The following is an 18,396-nucleotide window of genomic DNA, read 5'->3' on the forward strand; positions in this document are numbered from 1 at the left end:
GCTCACGGCCGTCGCCTTGACTTCCCCTGTCGGCTCGGCCGCGGCTCCGATCGAGCCTGACCTGAAAGGACTGCCCACTGGCACCGGCTGGCGGTTTTTCAACCGCACCGCCGTGATGCTCGATGAACCCGGTCGCACCGCCATTCGTCTGACCGGCGGCGCCGGACTGGGCCTCGCGATCCTCGACGGGTTCAGCTTCCAGGAAGGAACCATCGAATTCGACGTGCGCGGCAAAGCTCCGCCCACCGAAAGCTATGTCGGTCTCGCTCTGTTCGGCATCGACGAAACCACCTTTGACGCGGTCTATTTCAAGCCGTTCAATTTCATCAGCGATGACGAGGTGCGGCGCAGCCGCGCCGTGCAATACGTCGCGATGCCGACTTACAACTGGGCGCAGCTGCGCAAGCGCTACCCCGGCATGCACGAACGGCCGGTGATGCCCGTGCCGGATCCCGCCGGCTGGTTTCACGTCACGATCGTGGTCGGCGCCGGCCGGATTCGCGCCTTCGTCGAGAACAGCTCCGAACCGTGCCTGGATATCAAAAAGCTGAGCACGCAGGACCGGGGTTGGATCGCGTTCTGGGTCAGCAATGGATCGGAAGGCGACTTCGCGAATCTGAAGATAACCGTGCCCTGACCGGTCGACCGCCGTCGGTGCGGTTCACGTGCCTCGATGGCGGCGGCGCTGCGCGTATCGCGGCGTGGGCTGCACGCTCCCGCGCACCGTCATCGGGTCGTGCGTCGCTTCGTGCGCCGCTGCAACTTTCCGCGTGCTCACGGGTGCTGTAGGCCTCGCGTCGCATTCCGCGGCGTGGCCTCACCATGCCCTCGTTCCTCCAAGACCTACGTTTCTCGCTGCGGCTGCTCGCCCGCACCCCGGCCTTCACCGTCGCCGCGATCGCCGTGCTCGCGCTCGGGATCGGCGCCAACACCGCCATCTTCAGCCTCGTCCACCAGCTGATCTGGAGCCCGCGGCCGTTCGCCGAGCCGGACCAGATCGTCCAGCTGTATTCTCAGGACAAAAAGAATCCGCAGAATTTCCGGCTGTTCTCCTACCCGACCTATCGCGACCTCGCGGCACAGAACGAGGTGTTCACCGACGTGCTCGCGCACAATCTCGCCATGGTCGGCATCGGCGAGGGCGCCGGCGCGCGGCGCAGTTTCGCCGCGCTCGTTAGCTCGAACTACTTCTCCGTCCTCGGCGTGGCGCTGCCGCAGGGGCGGGCGTTCACGCCGGAGGAGGAACGACCGTCGAGCAACATTCCGGTGGTGATCGCGAGCCATCTTTACTGGAAGCACACGGGCTTCGATCCCGCGCTTGTCGGCAAGACCATCCGGGTGAACGAACGGTTGTTCACCGTCGTGGGCATTACGCCCGAGCACTTCTCCGGCACGATGATGCTCCTCGGCGCCGAGCTGTATTTCCCGCTCGGCATGTATGACTCGCTCGCGGGCGATTTCATGAAGGGCCATTCGGACCGGACGCTCGAGCGACGCGATGCGAACCAACTCTTCCTGCTCGGCCGGCTGAAGCCGGGACTGACGGTCGCCACCGCCCAGGCGTCGCTGCAGATGCTCGCGACGAGCCTGGAGCAAAGTTATCCGGCCGAGCAGAAGGACCAAACGCTGCTGGTCGGAGCCCTGCCGCGCAACAGCACCAGCGTGGCACCGCAGCGCGAAAACCAGCTCACGGTGATCGGAATGTTGCTGGTCGGCATGGCCGGCATCGTGCTCCTGATCGCGTGTCTCAACCTCGCCAATCTGCTGCTCGCGCGTGGCCACGCCCGGCGGAAGGAATTCGCGATCCGACTCGCGCTCGGCGGCGGCCGGCGGCGGCTCGTGCGCCAGTTGCTCACGGAAGGCCTGGTGCTTGCGCTGCTCGGTGGCGCGGCCGGGCTGGTGCTCGCGATCTGGGGCAACGGGCTGCTGCTCAACTCCGTCGCGAGCAAGATGCCGCTGGCGCTGTTCTTCGAGGATAGTGTTCAACCGGCAGTGCTCGCAGCGACGCTGGGGTTCTGCGCGCTGGCGGTATTCGGGTTCGCGCTCGGCCCGGCGTTGCGGCTGACGCGCACCACCACGATCGATGATCTCAAGGAACAGGCCGGCGAGGATCCGGCGACGCATCGCCGCCGACTGCGCTGGCTGCCGCGGCATCCGCTGGTGGTGGCGCAGCTCGCGCTCTCGCTTGGGCTGCTGTGCACCGCCGCGCTTTTTGTCCGCGGCGCACTCAAGGCAGGCAGCATCGAAACCGGTTTCAAGGCGGACGAGACGCTGCTCGTCGAGGTCGACGCGGCGCTCGGCGGCTACGACCAGACGCGGGCGCTGCAGGCTTACCGCGCCGTGAATGAGCGGCTCGCCGCGCTGCCCGGCGTGCAGGCTGCGAGCATCGGCACCGTCGTACCGTTCGGGATGATCAGCCTGGGCAAAGATGTCCGTCGCGCCGGGCTTCGACCGGAACCTGGCGCGCATCCGGCCACCGCCGCTGAAGGCCGGAGTTACTCCGCCAACTGGACCAGCGTCGGCGCCGGCTATTTTTCCGCGATGGGACTGCCGCTGCTGCGCGGCCGCAGCTTCAGCGCAACGGAAACGGACGCGCCGGGCGCACCCCTGGTCGCCGTCATCGACGAAAACCTCGCGCGACAACTTTATCCGGACGGCGAGGCACTGGGACAGCGGATCGAATTCGGTCGCGGCGACATCGAACCACCTTCCGCCTCGGAGCAGCCGGCGGGCGATGCGCGCACCCCGAAGACGATGGAGATCGTCGGCATCGTGCCGGCGACGCGCTGGGATTTGTTCGACGCCGCCGAGGCCGGCGCCGTCTACGTGCCGTTTGCGCAAGGATTCCAGAGCAATGCGTTTTTCCACGTGCGCGCAGCCACTGCCTCGCCGGAGGCACGCCTTGCGCTGGTCGATGCGATTCGCCGCGAAATCCGCGCCGCCGCTCCCGCGGTGCCATCGTTCACCGCGCGAACCTTCCGCCAGCATCTCGAGGCCAGTCTGCAGCTGTGGGTCGTCCGCACCGGCGCAACGCTGTTCGGTCTGTTCGGCGCGCTCGCGCTCGTACTCGCCGCCGTGGGCATCTACGGCGTGAAGAGCTACGCGGTGACGCGGCGCACGCGCGAGATCGGCATTCGCGTCGCGCTCGGCGCCGCGCCGGCGACCGTACGCTGGATGATTCTGCGCGAGGGGCTTGTCACCACGCTGGCGGGTCTCGCGTGCGGGTTGCTGCTCGCGCTGGCGCTGGGCGCGGCGTGCGCCGGGATCCTTTATCAGGTCAGCGCGGTGGATCCGTTCGCGTTCACCTTCGCGCCGCTGGTGCTGGCTCTCGCCGCGTTGCTCGCTTGCTGGCTGCCGGCCCGGCGCGCCACGCGCGTCAGCCCGATGACCGCGCTGCGGACGGAATGAAGCGATGGCGAACCTCCAACAGCGAACTCTGAACGTCGAACTTCGAACGCTCGAACGCGGTTCCCTCGGTCACGGCCCGATCTCCTATGTTGAACGTCCGATGTTCGACGTTCGATGTTCAGCGTTCGGTATTCCGTCCTCACCCCAGCTTCACATACGGCTCGATCGGCCGGAAGCCTCCAGCGGTGCAGGCGACGTCGCGCTCGGCCGGATCGGCAAAAAGATAAACGGCATAGCCGCCAAACCCGCCGCCGCAGTATTTCGCCGCGAGCGGTCGCGGGGTGCGGCCAGGCGCCTCGATGCCGGGGAGCGGTTGCATGCCTTCGGCGCGCTGGACCGCATACGACTGCCGCACAGCTTCCGCCAGCAGCGCAAGGTCGCCGCGCCACACCGCCTCGCGAGCGACGACGCTGGCGCGCGCGATCGCCTCGTAGTCGCGGCGATTGTTGGCCAGATCCGGCGTCGCGTGTGGCCGACCGGTCCAATACAGCGCCATCCGGCCGCGCAGAAACGCACCCTCAAGCTTGATCTCGAGGCTCGGCCGCGGGCCGCTGCGCCAGACGCACAGCCCCGTCTCCGCCACGATTGCCGGATCCTGCCAGCCCACTCCGAGGCCCAGTTCCGACGCGATGCCATCCTGGCCGTTCAGCATCGCCCACGCGCCGCTTCCGCCCAGCCCGGCATTGCGCTCGTAGGGCCAGTCGCGCAACGACACCAGCGGCGAGATCGCGCAGTTCACGACGTAAGCGCCGTCTCGCGCATACCGCGGCACGTCCAGCCAGCCGCCGGCGAAATCCACGCGCAGCGGCGCCGCTTCGGGTGCGCGGATGAAGCGCACGATCTGCGTCGTCGAGACCGGCGAGAACTGCGGCGGCGTCTTCGGCAGCACCACGTAGCGCGCACCCACCTCGGCGCAGAGCGACTTTTTCAACGGCGTGTATTTGTCGTCTTCCGTGACCGCCAGAATCTCCGGGCGCAGCTGCAGGAAGTCGTCTTTGAAATCCAGTCCCTCCTCCATCCCGCGTCCAACCACGACGGCGTCGACCATTTTGAGGCCCTCGAGCAGCGCACGCTTGTGGTCGTCCGGCAGCGAGCTGCGGCGCTGCTTGTGCCGCCACAGCACCTCCGAGGAGGCGAACGAAACAGTCAGGTGATCGCCCAGCGCCCGGGCCTCGCGGAAGAACTGCAGGTGGCCGGCGTGCAGGATGTCGTAGCAGCCGGAAACGAAGACGTGAATCATGGAGGCACCGCAACGAGGCCGCGCCGGGCTGGTTACGTCAATCCGTCTTATGCCGCGGCAACTCCGGCGGCACGATCAGCTTTGGGAAGACGCGAGGTGCTGCGGTGGCACGGGCATCCTTGCCCGTGTCGTGGCATGGGCGTCTCGCCCATGTTGGCGGCGCGGAGCGCCGTCCACGGGCAAGATGCCCGTGGCACGTTCCCGCCCGCGCCAGCCCCGAGCCCGCTTTCCCAATTTTGGGAAGGCTTGATTCCACATCCGGACGAAGACCCTGTTGTCCGACCGTTCATCCAAATTTCTTCCCTCTGATCCTCCGGCGTTTACATTGCTCCGAGACCCATGGCACAGCCGGTGCTAAAACCAACCGGTCCGACCTGACCTCCTCCTCACCATGAAGCTCCAGTTGCTCTATGTGTTCGTGCTCGCAGCTCCGCTGCTGGTGCACCTGCTTTCCCGCGAGACGAAGGTCACGCGCGTCGACACCGAGCCGGCCGCAGCGACTGCGGAAGCGCAGCCGACGCCCTCACGCCCCGCAGCCGCCAAGCCCGCCACGGCGCCGGCGGCGCAGCCCGTCGCGAAACCGGCGCCCGCCACGAAAACGCAGATTCCCGCCGCCCACGCTTTCACGTTCATGTAACCGGCCGCCCAGCTCCACCGATGATCTCTCTTCGCAACGTCAATCGCGTCTATCCCCTCAAAGGCGGCCCGTTCTACGCCCTTCGCGACATCAACCTCGATATTCAGGAAGGCGATTTCCTTTCCATCATGGGCCCGTCGGGTTCGGGCAAGTCGACGCTGCTCCACATCCTCGGACTTCACGACAGCGCTTGGGACGGCGAGTATTACCTGCTCGGCGAACCCGTCCACAAGCTGGACAAGAAAAAGCGCTTTGACCTGCAGAAGAAACACATCGGGTTCGTGTTTCAGAGCTACCATCTCCTCGACGATCTCACCGTCTACGAAAACCTCGAGATCCCGCTGTCCTATCGCGACACGCCGAAGAAGGACCGCGACAGCATCGTCTGCGATGCGCTCGATCGCTTCCACATCGTCGGCAAGAAAGACCTGTATCCGAACCAGCTTTCCGGCGGACAACAGCAGCTCGTCGGCGTCGCCCGCGCGCTGGTCGCCAAGCCGGCGCTGATCCTCGCCGACGAGCCGACGGGCAATCTCCACTCCGACCAGGGCCGCGAAATCATGCAGCTGTTCAAGAAGCTCAACCAGGAGAACGGCGTCACCATCGTCCAGGTCACGCATTCGGTGGAAAACGCTTCCTACGGCAGCCGGGTCGTGCGGCTCGCCGACGGCATGATCGTGAAGTGACGCCACCGCCGCTCGCCTCCTCCACCTCCTTTGAATGACCGGGGATCCGGCGCCACGACGGCAGCCGCGATCCCGCCAGACCTTTTGCCTCCAACTCCTCCGTTCCAATGACGTTTCGCCTCCGGCTCCTCCTGCCTCTTCTTGCTGTGCTGCTCGCCGCGACCGGTGCTCGCGCCGAGATCAAGCTCACGCTCGATGAGGCCATCCGGCTCGCGCTGGAGAAAAATCCACAGATCAAGGTGGACGCCTACGATCGCCCGATCGCGCGCGCCGATTGGTTGGCCGAGCTTGGCCGCTTCGATCCGGCGCTGACCTTCCGCCGCAGCTATTCCGAGAGCAACACGCCGTCCTACGGACCCGCGACGTTGAGCGATCTTTACCAGAGCGACGAATACAGCCTCGGACTTGAAGGCACCACGCCCTGGGGCCTGAGCTACCGGATCGGCGGCACGGCCAGCAACGAGCGCCGCGCAATCGATCCCGACGCGTTCGCCACGTTCGGCGGCATTCAGGTCACGCAGCCCTTGCTCCGCGGCTTCGGTTTTGGCGCGAATCTTCGCGGCGTGCGGATCGCGCGCGCCAACCGCGGGATCGCCGATTGGACGTTCCGCCAGAGCGCCATCGACACCGTCACCGCGGTGATCGGAGCCTACAGCGACGTGTCGTATGCGCAGAACCTCCTGCGGATCACCCGCCGCTCACGCGAATTGTCCTCCGGGCTGGTCGCGGAAAACGAGCGTCGGTTCAAGGTCGGCAGCATGTCGGAGAACGACGTCGTCCAGGCTCGGGCCCGCAGCGCCGCGCGCGACCAGGCGATCCTTTACGCCGAGCAGGCCGTGCGCGACAGCGTGAACCGGCTCCGCCAGCTGATCGGCGAGACCGAGTTTCCCATCGAGCCGGAGAACATCGTCGTCGAGCCGCCGGAGATCGTCGACGAACCCACCATCTCGCTGCAGGAGGACCTGAAGATCGCGTTCGAAAAGCGGCCCGACTATCAGGCGGCGCGGCTCGGGGTGGACATTTACCGCGTCAATCACGTCTACGCGCGCAACCAGTTGCTGCCGCAGCTGGATTTCGTGGGCAGCTACGGTTACCGCGGATTGGATACCGACTTTGGTGTCAGCCGTCGGATGGTGCGCGATCGGGAAAATCGCGCCTACTCGGCCGGCGTCGTGGTCAGCGTGCCGCTCACGTTCACCGAAGGCCGCGGGCGATTGCGCTCGGCCCGGCTGAAGCTGCGGCAGAGCGAAGCCGATCTCGATCGGCTCGAACAGGACATCGCCGTCTCGGTCGCCAGCGCGGCCGGCCAGATCGACACGGCGCGCCGTCGCGTCGCCGCCAATCGCGCCGCGTACGAGCTCGCGAAGCAGGCGCTCGACGACGAGCTGAAGAAGCTCCGCGCCGGCACCAGCAGCACGTTCTTCGTGCTCAATATCCAGGAGCAACTCGCCGCGGTGGAGAGCAATCTCTACCAGTCGCTCGCCGATCAGCGCCGGGCACACGCGAACTACGATCGCGCGATTGGCCGCACGCTCGACGTGCACCACGTCACGCTCGCGAAGGAATAACTCACCGGCACTCTCGCGGAGGACGGCGAAAAAGGTGCAGCGCGTTGCCCTCAACGCGCTTTGTGGCGGAAGCGGTTGGGCCTGCGCCGAACGTGCTGAGGCTCCGCGCCGCCGGGGCGCGGTCTTGCTGCGCCCCACTGCGGCCGAGGACGGCCGCGCTCTCACGCAAGCGTGCTCGGCGGCCACCCCCCGGATCGTCGGTGCGACGCCGTCGCATCAGGAATCAATCGGTATACCTTGCCACCGACCGGACTGAACGCGTTCGCCGCTTGAGCCGATCGCGAAACCGTCCAGCATCCGATCCCGCGACGAACCCGCCCTACCCCGATGCGCCGTTTCCCCTTCATCCGTGTGATCGCGTGCGCGATCCTGTTGACCAGTTGGCTCAGCCCCGTCTTCGCCGCTCCGCCAGCGGGCGCGAAGTTGCCGATCCCGGTCGTATTCCACACCGATATCGGCACCGACATTGACGACACCTGGGCCCTCGCCCAGCTGCTGCGCTCGCCCGAGCTCGACTTGAAGCTCGTGCTCGTCGACACGAACGACACGCGTTATCGCGCGAAAGTCGCCGCGCGGTTGCTCGAGATCGCCGGTCGCACGGACGTGCCGATCGGCCTCGGCGTGGCGAGCCCCATGCGCGAGCAGGAGCAGAACCAGCTGCCATGGGTGCGTGACTACGATCTCACGGCCTATCGCGGCCGCGTACTCGACGACGGCGTGGGCGCACTGATCGAGCTCGTGATGAACTCGCCGGAGCCGGTGAGCGTTGTCTCGGTGGGCGCGGTGCCGGCACTCGCTCGCGCCATTGAGCGTGAGCCGAAACTTGCGTCGCGCGCGCGGTTCGTCGGCATGCACGGCAGCGTCGACATCGGCTACGGCGGCGGCCCCGTGGTGGCCGAGGCCAACGTGAAGGTGGATCCGGCGGCGCTGCGGGCCGTGCTCGCGGCCCCGTGGCAGGACGTGCTGCTGACGCCGCTCGACACGTGCGGCAACGTCGATCTCGACGGCGCCAACTACCACGCGGTCTGGTGCGCCACCGCGGATCCCCTCCTCCGCGCCGTGATCGAAGGCTACTGCGTGTTCGCGCCGCGCGTGACGTGGATGAAGTGCGACTTCTTCACCCAGCGGTCGACCACGCTCTTCGACTGCGTGGCGGTGTACCTCGCCTACTCCGAGGATTTGGTCGAAACCGAAACCGTGCGGATCAAGGTCACGGACGACGGCTTCACCGTACGCGATCCGGCCGGCCCGAGCGCGCGCGTCGCGCTGCGTTGGAAGGACCACGCCGGGTTCGAGTCACATCTCGCCCACCGGCTGTTGCAGCAACGGTGAACCCAACAGCCACCTCAACGAGGTGGCCTACATCACGCCGTCCATCAGCTGGTCGTTGTTGTAGGCCAGGCCGGTGGCCTGGCGGGGATGCCCCCTGCCATCTCGGACGCGCTCAGATGGGAGCATTCGCTGGTCGCGAGGCATTTTGGAGCCGCGGCGCCCTCGCCGCGGCAGATCCGATCGCGCCCTCAGCCGGCTGAGTCGCACGGGCGCATCATTCGGAATTTTCCGTTTACATCGCGAAGGCCGCTCGTAGGTTGGCCGCTCCTGTCGCCCGGGTGGCGGAATTGGCAGACGCAGTAGACTCAAAATCTACCGCCGCAAGGCTTGCGGGTTCGACCCCCGCCCCGGGCACCATCCTTCGCTCCTACGGAGCTACGGATGGCAGGCCATCCGTCCGACAGCGATGGCTTTTCGTGGCCGACTAACCGTCCGAGAGCGAAGGATGCCCTCCGTAGGCTCGGCGGAGGAGGGCCGCACGAGCGACCTGTGGAATAGCGCGCGAAAAAGGCGCGCAAGTCCTAAACGAACCGAGCGCATCATGATCCAGCTTTTGCGCTTTTTGCGCGTCTTTGCGGCTATAACTTTCCGTGCTCCGGGCTCACCGCTGCTGGCGAATCGCCTCGACGTTCGCTGGGGTCACCGGCGTCCCACGGTTGCCGAAGACCTCGCGCACATACGAAAGCAGATCCGCCACCTGCTGGTTGCCCAGTACCGCGAAGGACGGCATCACGTTGCCATATTTCGGCCGGTCCGGCGGCAGCACTTCCGCCGGCCCGTGCAGCACGACCGCGATCAGCTGCTCGGGATTGCCACTGACCACCTTGCTGCCGGCCAGTGGCGGCTGCTGCGCCCCCGCGCCCGAGCCATCAGGCATGTGACAGGACGCGCACAGCTGTTCGTAGAGCTGCCGGCCCCCCGCGTTCGCCGACGCCGGCGCCGGTTTCACCGCGCCCGCCGCGACCGTGGCCGCCGGTGCAGCCGTCCCCGCCTGCTCGCCAACATACATGATCCGCCAGATCCGACCGCGATCAGTCTCGCTGATGTAGAGTGAACCGTCCGGTCCAACCGCCACGCCGCCCATCCGGAACCGCTGCGGGCCCGCGTTGGCTGCAAACACTTCATACGATCCCAGCGGCGCACCTTTCGCGTCGAACGGCACGAAGCAAACGTTGAACCCGTCCTGCGGCAGCGGCGCGCGATTCCACGAGCCGTGAAACGCCACGAACGCCCCGCCGCGATAGCGCTCGGGAAACTGCGTGCCGGTGTAGAACTGCATCTGCAGCGGCGCCCAGTGCGCCGGAAACGCGATCAGCGGCTCGTCGTATTTTCCCACCTCCGCGCGCTTGCGCCCGTCGCCGCCGAACTCCGGATTGATCATCCGCGCCTTCTTGTAGGGGTCCCAATACGTGAATGGCCAGCCGAGGTTCACGCCTTCCTTCAACCGGTGCATCTCCTCGGCCACGCGCTCCGCGTTGTCGAGTGTGTCGTAGTAATCCGGCGCCACCGTGTTCAGTCCGTCGCGGCCCATCATGACCATGAAAAACTCCTTGGCCACCGGCTGCCACGCGATCGCCAGCGAATGCCGGTGGCCGGTCGAGAAATGAAATCCGTCGGACTGCTTCTGGTTCTGTTTCTCCGGATCGAACCGCCAGAATCCGCCGTGCGTCTTCAGATATTCAGTTGGATCCTTGCCCTTTGCACCGAGCTGCCGGTCGCCATCGCTGTAGACGTTGTGCGGCGAACCCGTTTCGACCAGCAGCCGGCCCTGGCTGTCGAACGCGAAGGCCTTCGACGTATGCGAGAATTCGTTCGGCAGTCCGCTCACGATCAGCTGCGGCTCGCCTGTCGGCACGAGTTGTCCGGGCTCAAGTTTGTAGCGATAGACTGCGCTGTCGGTCGAGTGGTAGAGCCAACCGTCGTGCACCGCGATGCCCGTGCCTCCGCCGGAGCCGAACTCCTGCTTCTGCTCGAAGCGTCCGTCGCCGTCGGCATCGCGCAGCGCGAGGATGCCGCCGCGCGAGGTCTTCGCATAGACGGCGCCTTCCGGCGTCACCGCCAGGAACCGCAGCGCATCGCCAGCGTTGCCGGTGCCGCGGCCGGCCATGAGATCATCCGCGACGATCAACCCACGAAAGCCGGACGGGAGCGTGAGTCCGCCGTTGTCGGCGTCGGGATTGGGCATGCTGGCGGCGTGCGCCGCGACCGAAAGAAGGGAGAGCGCGAGTCCGTAACGAAAATGTTGCATAGGGAAATTGCGAAGGGGCGGACGCACCATGAGCGGCTGCGTCGGTTTCGCAAACTGGCGCAGCCTCGGCGGAAAAGATGCAGCGTCGCCGCGTCATACGGCCCGGCGCGCAGCGGCACGGGCAGGCCCGCGGGCGCGAACCGCGGCCGGACCATTGCGGATCGTACCGCGCCGTTTAGGCTGAAGCATGGAACCGCTTACCGTCACCCGTCGCGCCGGCCGGATCGTACTCGAAATCGACGAGAACCGTTTTCTCGCCGACGCGCTCAGCAATCCGGAGAACCACCTTTCGCTCGCTGACCGGCAGGCGTTTTTTGATTTCGTGGCGAAGCACCTTTTCACGCTCACGCACGATGTGGACGAAAACGGCGCGCACCCGAGCTGGTGGCTGCGGCTCTCGCAGGCGCTGGCCAACGCCGCCGCGTCCGCACGTCAGGGCATCAATCGCGCCGAGGCGGTCGCGCCCACCTGCGGTTGCGATCCCGAAGAACACGACGGCGGGTGAAACGCCAACTCCGTAGGGCCGCCGTTCACCGGCGGCCGTGGAGCCGCGACGTTCTCGTCGCGGCCCAAGACGCTCTCGTGACCGCCGTCCATGTGGCCGGGCTCGTCGAGCCCGGCACCGCGGTCAGCGACCGCGGTTACATCCCAACCCAGGGAGCCTACCTCTTTTCCGCCGTGCCCACGAGCTGCGGCAGCTTCCGCTCGCCGAACGCGACATTGTTCTCCGCGTCCATGAACACCTGATCGCCGGCAAAACGACAGCGGTAGGTCGTGATGAGCGGCGTGCGATAGCGCACGATCTGCGTCGTGTAGGTGTCGTCGGCCGTCCACGCGCCGCTGGCCGCGACGAGCTCCGAGCCCGGCTGATTGCCCCCGTCACCCATCACGCCCTTGTTCCAGCGGCCATGAGCGACGACTAACTGCCGCTCTTCGCCACCGGCCCAGACCGTCACCGGCTGGGTGCCATCAGCGCCCGCCGGCTCAAATTGGATCGCCTCGATGCCCGCGCCGTTTGCCGGAAACACGAATCGGCGTCCCGCGATGCTTGCCGCGAGCGGCGAGCTCGCCGCGCCCTTCGTCGTCGCAATCGAAAGATGCGCCAGCCGCTCCTTCAAGCTCTGCTCGGCCGCCGCGTCCGCAGGCAGCGCGGAGTCTTTCAGCCCGGGTACGATGTGGTCCCAGACGAGATTCATGACGAGCCCCATGTCGCGCGTGCCGCTGGTGATGGCGACGACCGCGTCGTATTGAGGCATGACGATGCAGAACTGCCCGAACGCGCCGTCGCCGCGGTAGAATCCGTGGCGGCACCGCCAGAACTGATAGCCGTAGCCCTGATCCCAGTCGCCGTCGGGATTGCTGCCGTTGGACATCTGCCGTGCGGTCGCCTCCGCGATCCACGCTTCGGGAATCAGCTGTTTGCCGTTCCATTTTCCTTTCTGCAGGTAGAGCTGGCCGAACTTGGCGATGTCCTCGGTGTGGAGGTTAAGCCCGAATCCGCCCATCGATATGCCGCCTACCGCGGTCGCTTCCCACACCGGGTTTTCAATCCCAAGCGGCTCGAACAGCCGCGGCTTTAGATACTCGAGCACCGACTGGCCGGTCACCTTTTGCACGATCGCCGACTGCATGAACGTGGCCGGCGTGTTGTAGACGAAGAACGTGCCCGGCTTGTGCGCCACCGGCAGGGAGAGGAACCGCTTCACCAGGTTTTCCTGCGCGTAAAACGGGAAGTCGCTGATGTCCTCGTTGTGGTGCCCCGTCGACATCGTGAGGAGGTCGCGCAGCCGCATCGCCTTGAGGTTTTCACTCGGCGCGGCCGGTGCGTCTTCGGGGAAGAACTTCAGCACCGGATCGGTGACGCTCAACTTGCCCTCGGCCACCGCGAGTCCGACCGCAGTGGAGGTGAAGCTCTTGCTCAGCGAATACAGCACGTGCGGCTCGTTGGCGGCGTAGGGCGTCCACCAGCCTTCGGCGACGACCTTGCCGTGACGCACCAGCATGAAGCTGTGAATGGTGTCGACCTTCGCGTCCGCCTCCTCGACGAACTTCGCCACCGCGGCGGCGGAGACGCCTTCGGCGGCGGGGGTGCTGCGGGGCAGTGACGTGGTGGCCGCCAGGGCCGCGCCGGTGAGCGCAGCAACCGGGAACAACGAGATCAGGATCCGGATAAGTTTCATGGGGGGGGTGGGGAAAAAGTGAAACCGTCGGTGAAGCTGCGCTGACCGCAGGCCGCTGACAACGAGCGAAATCGCGTCGGCGCCGCAGACTGACGCATGGCTTGGGAAAGGGTTGCTCCGCGTCCGCGACCGGCAGCGCGCGATTTTCGCACGCCTTGCATGATTCCGATTGGATCGGCCACCTAGAATCGCTGAACTCAAAGCCTCCTTTGGGACCATCCCGCCTATCATGACCTTCTTTCTCCCCTTCCGCCGGCAATTGGCCGGCGCCGGTGCGGCCCTGCTGCTTGCCGCGTCGCTCCGTGCCGCCGACCCCGTGCCCGCTGGCTGGTTTGCCTGGCCCATGGTCGAGCCGGCCGCAGGGACGGCGCTCGACGTCAGCTGGCTCAACTCCGCCCGCGGCCCGCAACTCGGCCGAATCGCCGTGCGCGACGGCAAATTCGTCGACGCGAGCGGCCAGCCGCTCCGGTTCTGGGGCGCCAATCTTTCCGCTAACGAATGCTTCCCGCGCACGCCCGAAGAGGCGCAGTTGATCGCGCGGCGGCTCGCCAAGGGCGGCGTGAACATCGCGCGGCTGCACCACCTCGACAATCCGTGGGGCGTCGGCTCGGGCGGCAGCTTGTGGCCGAAGCGTAATGCCGCACATCGCGAGCTCGATCCGACGCAGCTCGACAAGCTGCACCGGCTGATCGCCGAACTGCGCACGCAGGGCATCTACTCGAACCTGAACATGAAGGTGTCGAAGACGCTCGTGCCGGCGGACGGATTCGCCGCGACCGTGAGCCAGCTGCCGTCGTTTCAGAAACGCGCGGACATTTACGATCGGAAGATGATCGAGCTGCAGAAGGATTACGCGCGCCGGTTGCTGACGACGAAGAATCCTTACACCGGCCTCGCGCCCGCTGAGGATCCGGCGGTCGCCGTCGTCGAGCTGAACAATGAAAACTCGCTGCTCGGGTTTTGGACGCGCGATCTCGGCCGCGGGCTCGACAAGTTTCCCGAGCCGTTCCGCCGCGATCTCGAAGTGCAGTGGAATGCCTGGCTCGCGCAACACTACGCCGACGACAACGCCCTGCGCTCCGCTTGGAAGCCGGCGACGGCAGAGGGTGCCGGCTCACTCGTGACCAGCGCGTCGACCTGGCAGTTGAAGCCCACGTCCGGCGCGACGGCGGAATTCAGCGCCGCGCCCGCCAGCGACGAACTCGTCGTCAAGGTGAACGCCACGACTGGCATCGCGCATCACGTGCAGGTTTCTACCTACGCGCTGCCGATCGCGGACGGCGCGGTTTACACGGTTGTGTTCGAGGCCAAGGCTGATCGTCCGCGCGAGTTCGGCGTCGGGGTCAGCGTGGACAACAACGCGGAGCCGCAGCAACCCTGGCGCAGCCTCGGGCTGCACGAGACGGTCGAGCTCGGCAAGGACTGGCGACACTTCAGCCTGACCTTTCCCGCGCACTCGGTCGGTCGCTCGCGCGGTCAGCTCACTCTCAGTGCCGGCCAATCGACCGGCACCGTGACGCTGCGCGGCTTGCGACTGCTGCGCGATGCGCCCGGCGCGGGATTGGTCGCAGGGCAATCGCCCGCGCAGCAAAACGTCCCGATCCCGACGAGCTACAGCGCCCGGCAGTGGGCGGACTGGATCGCATTCCTCGCCGACACCGAGCGCGCCTTCGCCGAGGAGATGCGGACCTTCTTGAAAGAGGAGCTGCACGTGCAGGCGCCGATCGTCTGCTCGCAGATCGACTACGGCGGGCTCACCGGCTTGAACCGCGAACGCGCGATGGATTTCGCCGACGCCCATGCCTACTGGCAGCATCCCGAGTTCATCGGGGGCGACTGGGATCCGGTGAACTGGGTGATCAAAAACAGCCCGCAGCTCGCGGAGTTCGGCGAGCGGGCCTTCGGCGAGCTGGGCACGCTCGCGCTCGTGCGCGTGGCCGGAAAGCCTTTCACCGTGAGCGAATACGATCATCCCGCACCAAGCGAGTTCGTCAGCGAGATGTATCCGACGGTGGCGACCTTCGCGGCCCGACAGGACTGGGACATCGTTTATCCGTTCTGCATCGGCGGCTACGGCCGTACGAATCCGAAGGGCCGGCTCGGCGATTTCTTCGACCAGCAGGATCATCCGGCCAAATGGGGCCAGGCAGCTTTCGCGACGGTGACGTTCCGCCGCGGACTCGTGGCGCCCGCGCCGCAGGCGGCGGAGTTGCAACTCGGCTCACCGCTCTGGGCCGAGCAGCCGCATGCCGACGTGCTCTGGCGCGAATTGATTCCCGATTCGCTCGATTTCCTGAACGTCCGTTACGCGGTGAACGACCAGCCCGGAGCGGACGGCTCCCGCGCGCGGCTGGTGTGCCGCGGCGAACGGGAGTCCGTGGCGCCCGTGCGACTGGAGATGGCTGCGCAGGGCCGCGTCTACGTCGTCGACACGCCCCAGGCCGCCGCTGCGGTCGGATTCGTCGGCGGCGCCACGATCTCCACTGATGCGCTGCAAGTGGAGTGCCCGCGGTTCGGTCGCGATTTCGCCAGCATCACCGCCGTGTCCCTCGATGGCCGGCCGCTGCGCGATTCTGCGCGTGCGGTCGTCACGCTGGTGGCGCGCGCGCACAATCAAGGCATGGAGTGGAACAAGGCGCACAACTCCGTCGGCAAGAACTGGGGCAAGGGGCCTATGCTCGCCGAGCGCGTGCCCGCGCGGATCACACTGCGCGGCAACACCGCTCGCACGGTCCATGCACTCAAGCCCGACGGCTCGCGCGGTCCGGTGGTGCCTACGGAAATCGTCGACGGCACCCTCACCTTCCGCGTCGCCCCCGAGCACGCCACGCTCCACTACGAAATCACCGCCCGCTGACGCAGCGATCCCTCGGCCCGTTCCACGTTTTTATGAATCGCACAACCCGCCAGCTCTGCTTCCCCGGCGTGGCGGTGGCCGTGCTTTTCGCTCTGCTCGCACTGCGCGCGCACGCCACCTTGGATGCGCCCGTCTCGCCCAATGCCCTGCCGGGCGTCGCCGCCGAGCTGCAGTTTTTTAAGAATATCCAGGGCCGCTACATCGTCGGTGGGCAGCAGGAGATCGCCTGGAGCGAACCGCGCGCAGAGGAGGATGTGAACTACATCGTCCAGCACACCGGCCGGACGCCCGGACTGCGGGGCTTCGATTTTCTCCAATACACCTACAGCTCCTCCGTGCGTGCGAACCAGCACTCCACCGAGCGCGCGATCGCGTGGGCCCGGGCCGGCGGGCTTGTGACCTACTGCTGCCACATGTTCATGGATATCGGCTCCACGAACGGCACGCCGCAGTTCTACACGCCCGGCTCGAACGGCAATCCCACCGGCACGAACTTCGACATCCGCCAAGCCGTCGTCGCCGGCACGCCAGAGAACACCGAATACCTCGCAAAGCTCGATCTCATCGCGGCGGAGTTGAGAAAGCTCCGTGACGCGGGCGTGGTCGTGATTTGGCGGCCGTTCCACGAGGCGGGCGGCACGTGGTTCTGGTGGAGCCGCTACGGCGCCGCGCCGTTCAAGGCCGCCTGGCAGATCATGTTCGAGCGCTTCACGCAGATCCACGGGCTCACGAATCTGATCTGGTGCTTCAATCCGACCGACGCCTCGACCGTCATGGCCGGCTGGTATCCCGGCGATGCCATGGTCGACATGATCAGCCTCGACGTCTATCCGCCGCCGGGCACGCACCCGACTTACTCATCCGACTACAAGGCGATGCGCGATTTCCGCGTGGGCCGAAAAGTCGTCGTGATGAGTGAAAACGGTTCGATCCCCGATATCGATGCGATGTTCGCGGAAGGTGGCAGTTGGGGTTATTTCTGCACGTGGAACGGGTTTGAGAATGATCTCTCCCGGAACTCCCTCGCATTTCTCGATACCGTCTTCAACCACGCGCGCGTGCTCACGCGCGACGAGTTGCCGAGCCAGTATTGGTTCTACTCGCCGGACGTGGTGATCGACACGCCCAGCCAGTCCGTCACCGCCGGCGCGAACGCGACGTTCACCGCGACCGGACCCGCAGGTGCGCCGCTCCGCTGGCAGTGCAACGGCGTAGAGGTGCCCGGCGCGGGCAGCGCAACACTCACGCTGACGAATATGCAGCCAGCGAACACCGGGCTCTATGTCGCGTTGAGCAGCAGCGGAGCTGGCGAGCGCCGGAGCGCCGCGGCGCTTGTGGGTCTCTCCACGACGGCCAAGGTAGTGGGCGGCGGTGTGGAGCGGTGGCCCAACATCATTCACCAAAACGGCAACGTCTTCGACCAGGTGCAACTGACCGGTGCGGCGGAGGCGATCACCGCGGATTCCGCGCTCGGCCAGATCACGCGCACGTCGTTCCTCGACGTTGATGGGGACATCGTGCAGGTGGAGTTCAGCGGACCAGGCACGCTCTCGCTGGTGCTTGATGAAGCCACGGCGCCCGCACCGGCGGCAAACTACAACCAGCCCGACATCCAGTATGTGCAGGGTCACGCTGGGATCGTCATCACCGGTGCCACGGCAGACACCAACGTGTCGGTATTCACCGTCGGGCGCGCGACAGCGGTGAATCAGACGCTGTTCAAGGACGAGGTGAACTATGATGGCGTGGCCGACGTCGCGTTCATCGCGATCGCCAGCAGCGACGGCCGGTTTGGGGACGTGCGGGCGGCGAACGCGACGTTTTTCACGTTGCGCGGCTACACCGGGCTGTATGCTCCGGGCGTGGTGTTTGGTGGGCCCGTTTATCTCGGCAACGTGAGCGCCTACGGCTCGGCGCAATCTGTGATCCTGCTCGGTGGCGTGCAGGGGGCAAGCCGGATCACCGGCGGCGACCTTTACCAGGAAAACGGCGCGGTCGTGCAGGTGAGCGGGCTGACGCAGTTGAAATTCACCGGCGGCAGTGATTCGCACGGCAATGCCATCTCCGCCAAGCCCAACGCCGCCGTGCTCAAGCAGAACGACCTCGACGTCACCGCGCAAATCGTGGTGAACCCGTAAGCAGGGTCATCACGGGCCTTTGGTGAAATACGCGCCAGCCCGCTCGTTGGAGTCAGTGACACGACTTTAACACGCATCTCACGAAATTCACCTTGTCGGGGT

At 66.3% G+C, this 18,396-nt stretch carries 12 protein-coding genes and 1 tRNA gene; 10 read left to right on the forward strand and 3 right to left on the reverse strand.

Going from position 1 to position 18,396, the window contains the following annotated elements; all coding sequences use genetic code 11:
* Positions 1–16: 16 nt before the first annotated feature.
* Together OTER_RS00110 and OTER_RS00115 are read left to right on the forward strand one after the other, a co-directional pair.
* Entirely contained in the window at positions 17–637 is a 621-nt protein-coding gene (locus OTER_RS00110; RefSeq protein WP_052300250.1) for a hypothetical protein, read from the forward strand.
* Positions 638–822: 185 nt separating this feature from the next.
* On the forward strand, positions 823–3,408 hold the full coding sequence (locus tag OTER_RS00115) for an ADOP family duplicated permease (RefSeq protein ID WP_012372851.1): 2,586 nt from the start codon (positions 823–825) through the stop codon (positions 3,406–3,408).
* Positions 3,409–3,547: 139 nt separating this feature from the next.
* Here OTER_RS00115 and OTER_RS00120 read toward each other — a convergent pair whose 3' ends face one another.
* Entirely contained in the window at positions 3,548–4,648 is a 1,101-nt protein-coding gene (locus tag OTER_RS00120; protein WP_012372852.1) for an adenylyltransferase/cytidyltransferase family protein, read from the reverse strand.
* A gap of 391 nt (positions 4,649–5,039) precedes the next feature.
* Between OTER_RS00120 and OTER_RS00125 the strand changes: the two genes are divergently transcribed.
* From OTER_RS00125 to OTER_RS00145, 5 genes are all read left to right on the forward strand, one after another.
* Entirely contained in the window at positions 5,040–5,285 is a 246-nt protein-coding gene (locus OTER_RS00125; RefSeq protein ID WP_012372853.1) for a hypothetical protein, read from the forward strand.
* 20 nt (positions 5,286–5,305) lie between these two features.
* Positions 5,306–5,971: an ABC transporter ATP-binding protein gene (locus tag OTER_RS00130; RefSeq protein ID WP_012372854.1), complete on the forward strand. Its 666-nt coding sequence runs from the start codon at positions 5,306–5,308 to the stop codon at positions 5,969–5,971.
* Positions 5,972–6,078: 107 nt separating this feature from the next.
* The gene (locus tag OTER_RS00135; protein ID WP_012372855.1) at positions 6,079–7,539 is read left to right on the forward strand and encodes a TolC family protein; all 1,461 of its coding nucleotides are present in this window, start codon (positions 6,079–6,081) and stop codon (positions 7,537–7,539) included.
* Positions 7,540–7,866: 327 nt separating this feature from the next.
* Positions 7,867–8,871, forward strand: coding sequence for a nucleoside hydrolase (locus tag OTER_RS00140; protein ID WP_012372856.1), 1,005 nt, complete (start codon positions 7,867–7,869; stop codon positions 8,869–8,871).
* 272 nt (positions 8,872–9,143) lie between these two features.
* A tRNA-Leu gene (locus OTER_RS00145) sits at positions 9,144–9,228 on the forward strand.
* 244 nt (positions 9,229–9,472) lie between these two features.
* On the opposite strand, the gene OTER_RS00150 is transcribed toward OTER_RS00145, so the two are convergent.
* Complete coding sequence (locus OTER_RS00150) at positions 9,473–11,119, reverse strand: PQQ-dependent sugar dehydrogenase (RefSeq protein ID WP_012372857.1); 1,647 nt, start codon at positions 11,117–11,119, stop codon at positions 9,473–9,475.
* A gap of 187 nt (positions 11,120–11,306) precedes the next feature.
* Here OTER_RS00150 and OTER_RS00155 point away from each other — a divergent pair, with 187 nt between their 5' ends.
* Positions 11,307–11,624: a hypothetical protein gene (locus OTER_RS00155; RefSeq protein WP_012372858.1), complete on the forward strand. Its 318-nt coding sequence runs from the start codon at positions 11,307–11,309 to the stop codon at positions 11,622–11,624.
* A 157-nt stretch (positions 11,625–11,781) separates the two neighbouring features.
* On the opposite strand, the gene OTER_RS00160 is transcribed toward OTER_RS00155, so the two are convergent.
* A complete protein-coding gene (locus OTER_RS00160; protein ID WP_012372859.1) occupies positions 11,782–13,299 on the reverse strand; it encodes a serine hydrolase domain-containing protein in 1,518 nt (505 codons plus the stop codon).
* A gap of 229 nt (positions 13,300–13,528) precedes the next feature.
* Between OTER_RS00160 and OTER_RS00165 the strand changes: the two genes are divergently transcribed.
* Together OTER_RS00165 and OTER_RS23410 are read left to right on the forward strand one after the other, a co-directional pair.
* Complete coding sequence (locus OTER_RS00165) at positions 13,529–16,156, forward strand: carbohydrate binding domain-containing protein (RefSeq protein ID WP_012372860.1); 2,628 nt, start codon at positions 13,529–13,531, stop codon at positions 16,154–16,156.
* Positions 16,157–16,188: 32 nt separating this feature from the next.
* Positions 16,189–18,294, forward strand: a complete 2,106-nt coding sequence (locus OTER_RS23410; protein ID WP_012372861.1) for a glycosyl hydrolase — start codon at positions 16,189–16,191, stop codon at positions 18,292–18,294.
* Positions 18,295–18,396 lie beyond the last annotated feature (102 nt).

Source organism: Opitutus terrae PB90-1 (genome assembly GCF_000019965.1).
Lineage (GTDB): Bacteria > Verrucomicrobiota > Verrucomicrobiia > Opitutales > Opitutaceae > Opitutus > Opitutus terrae.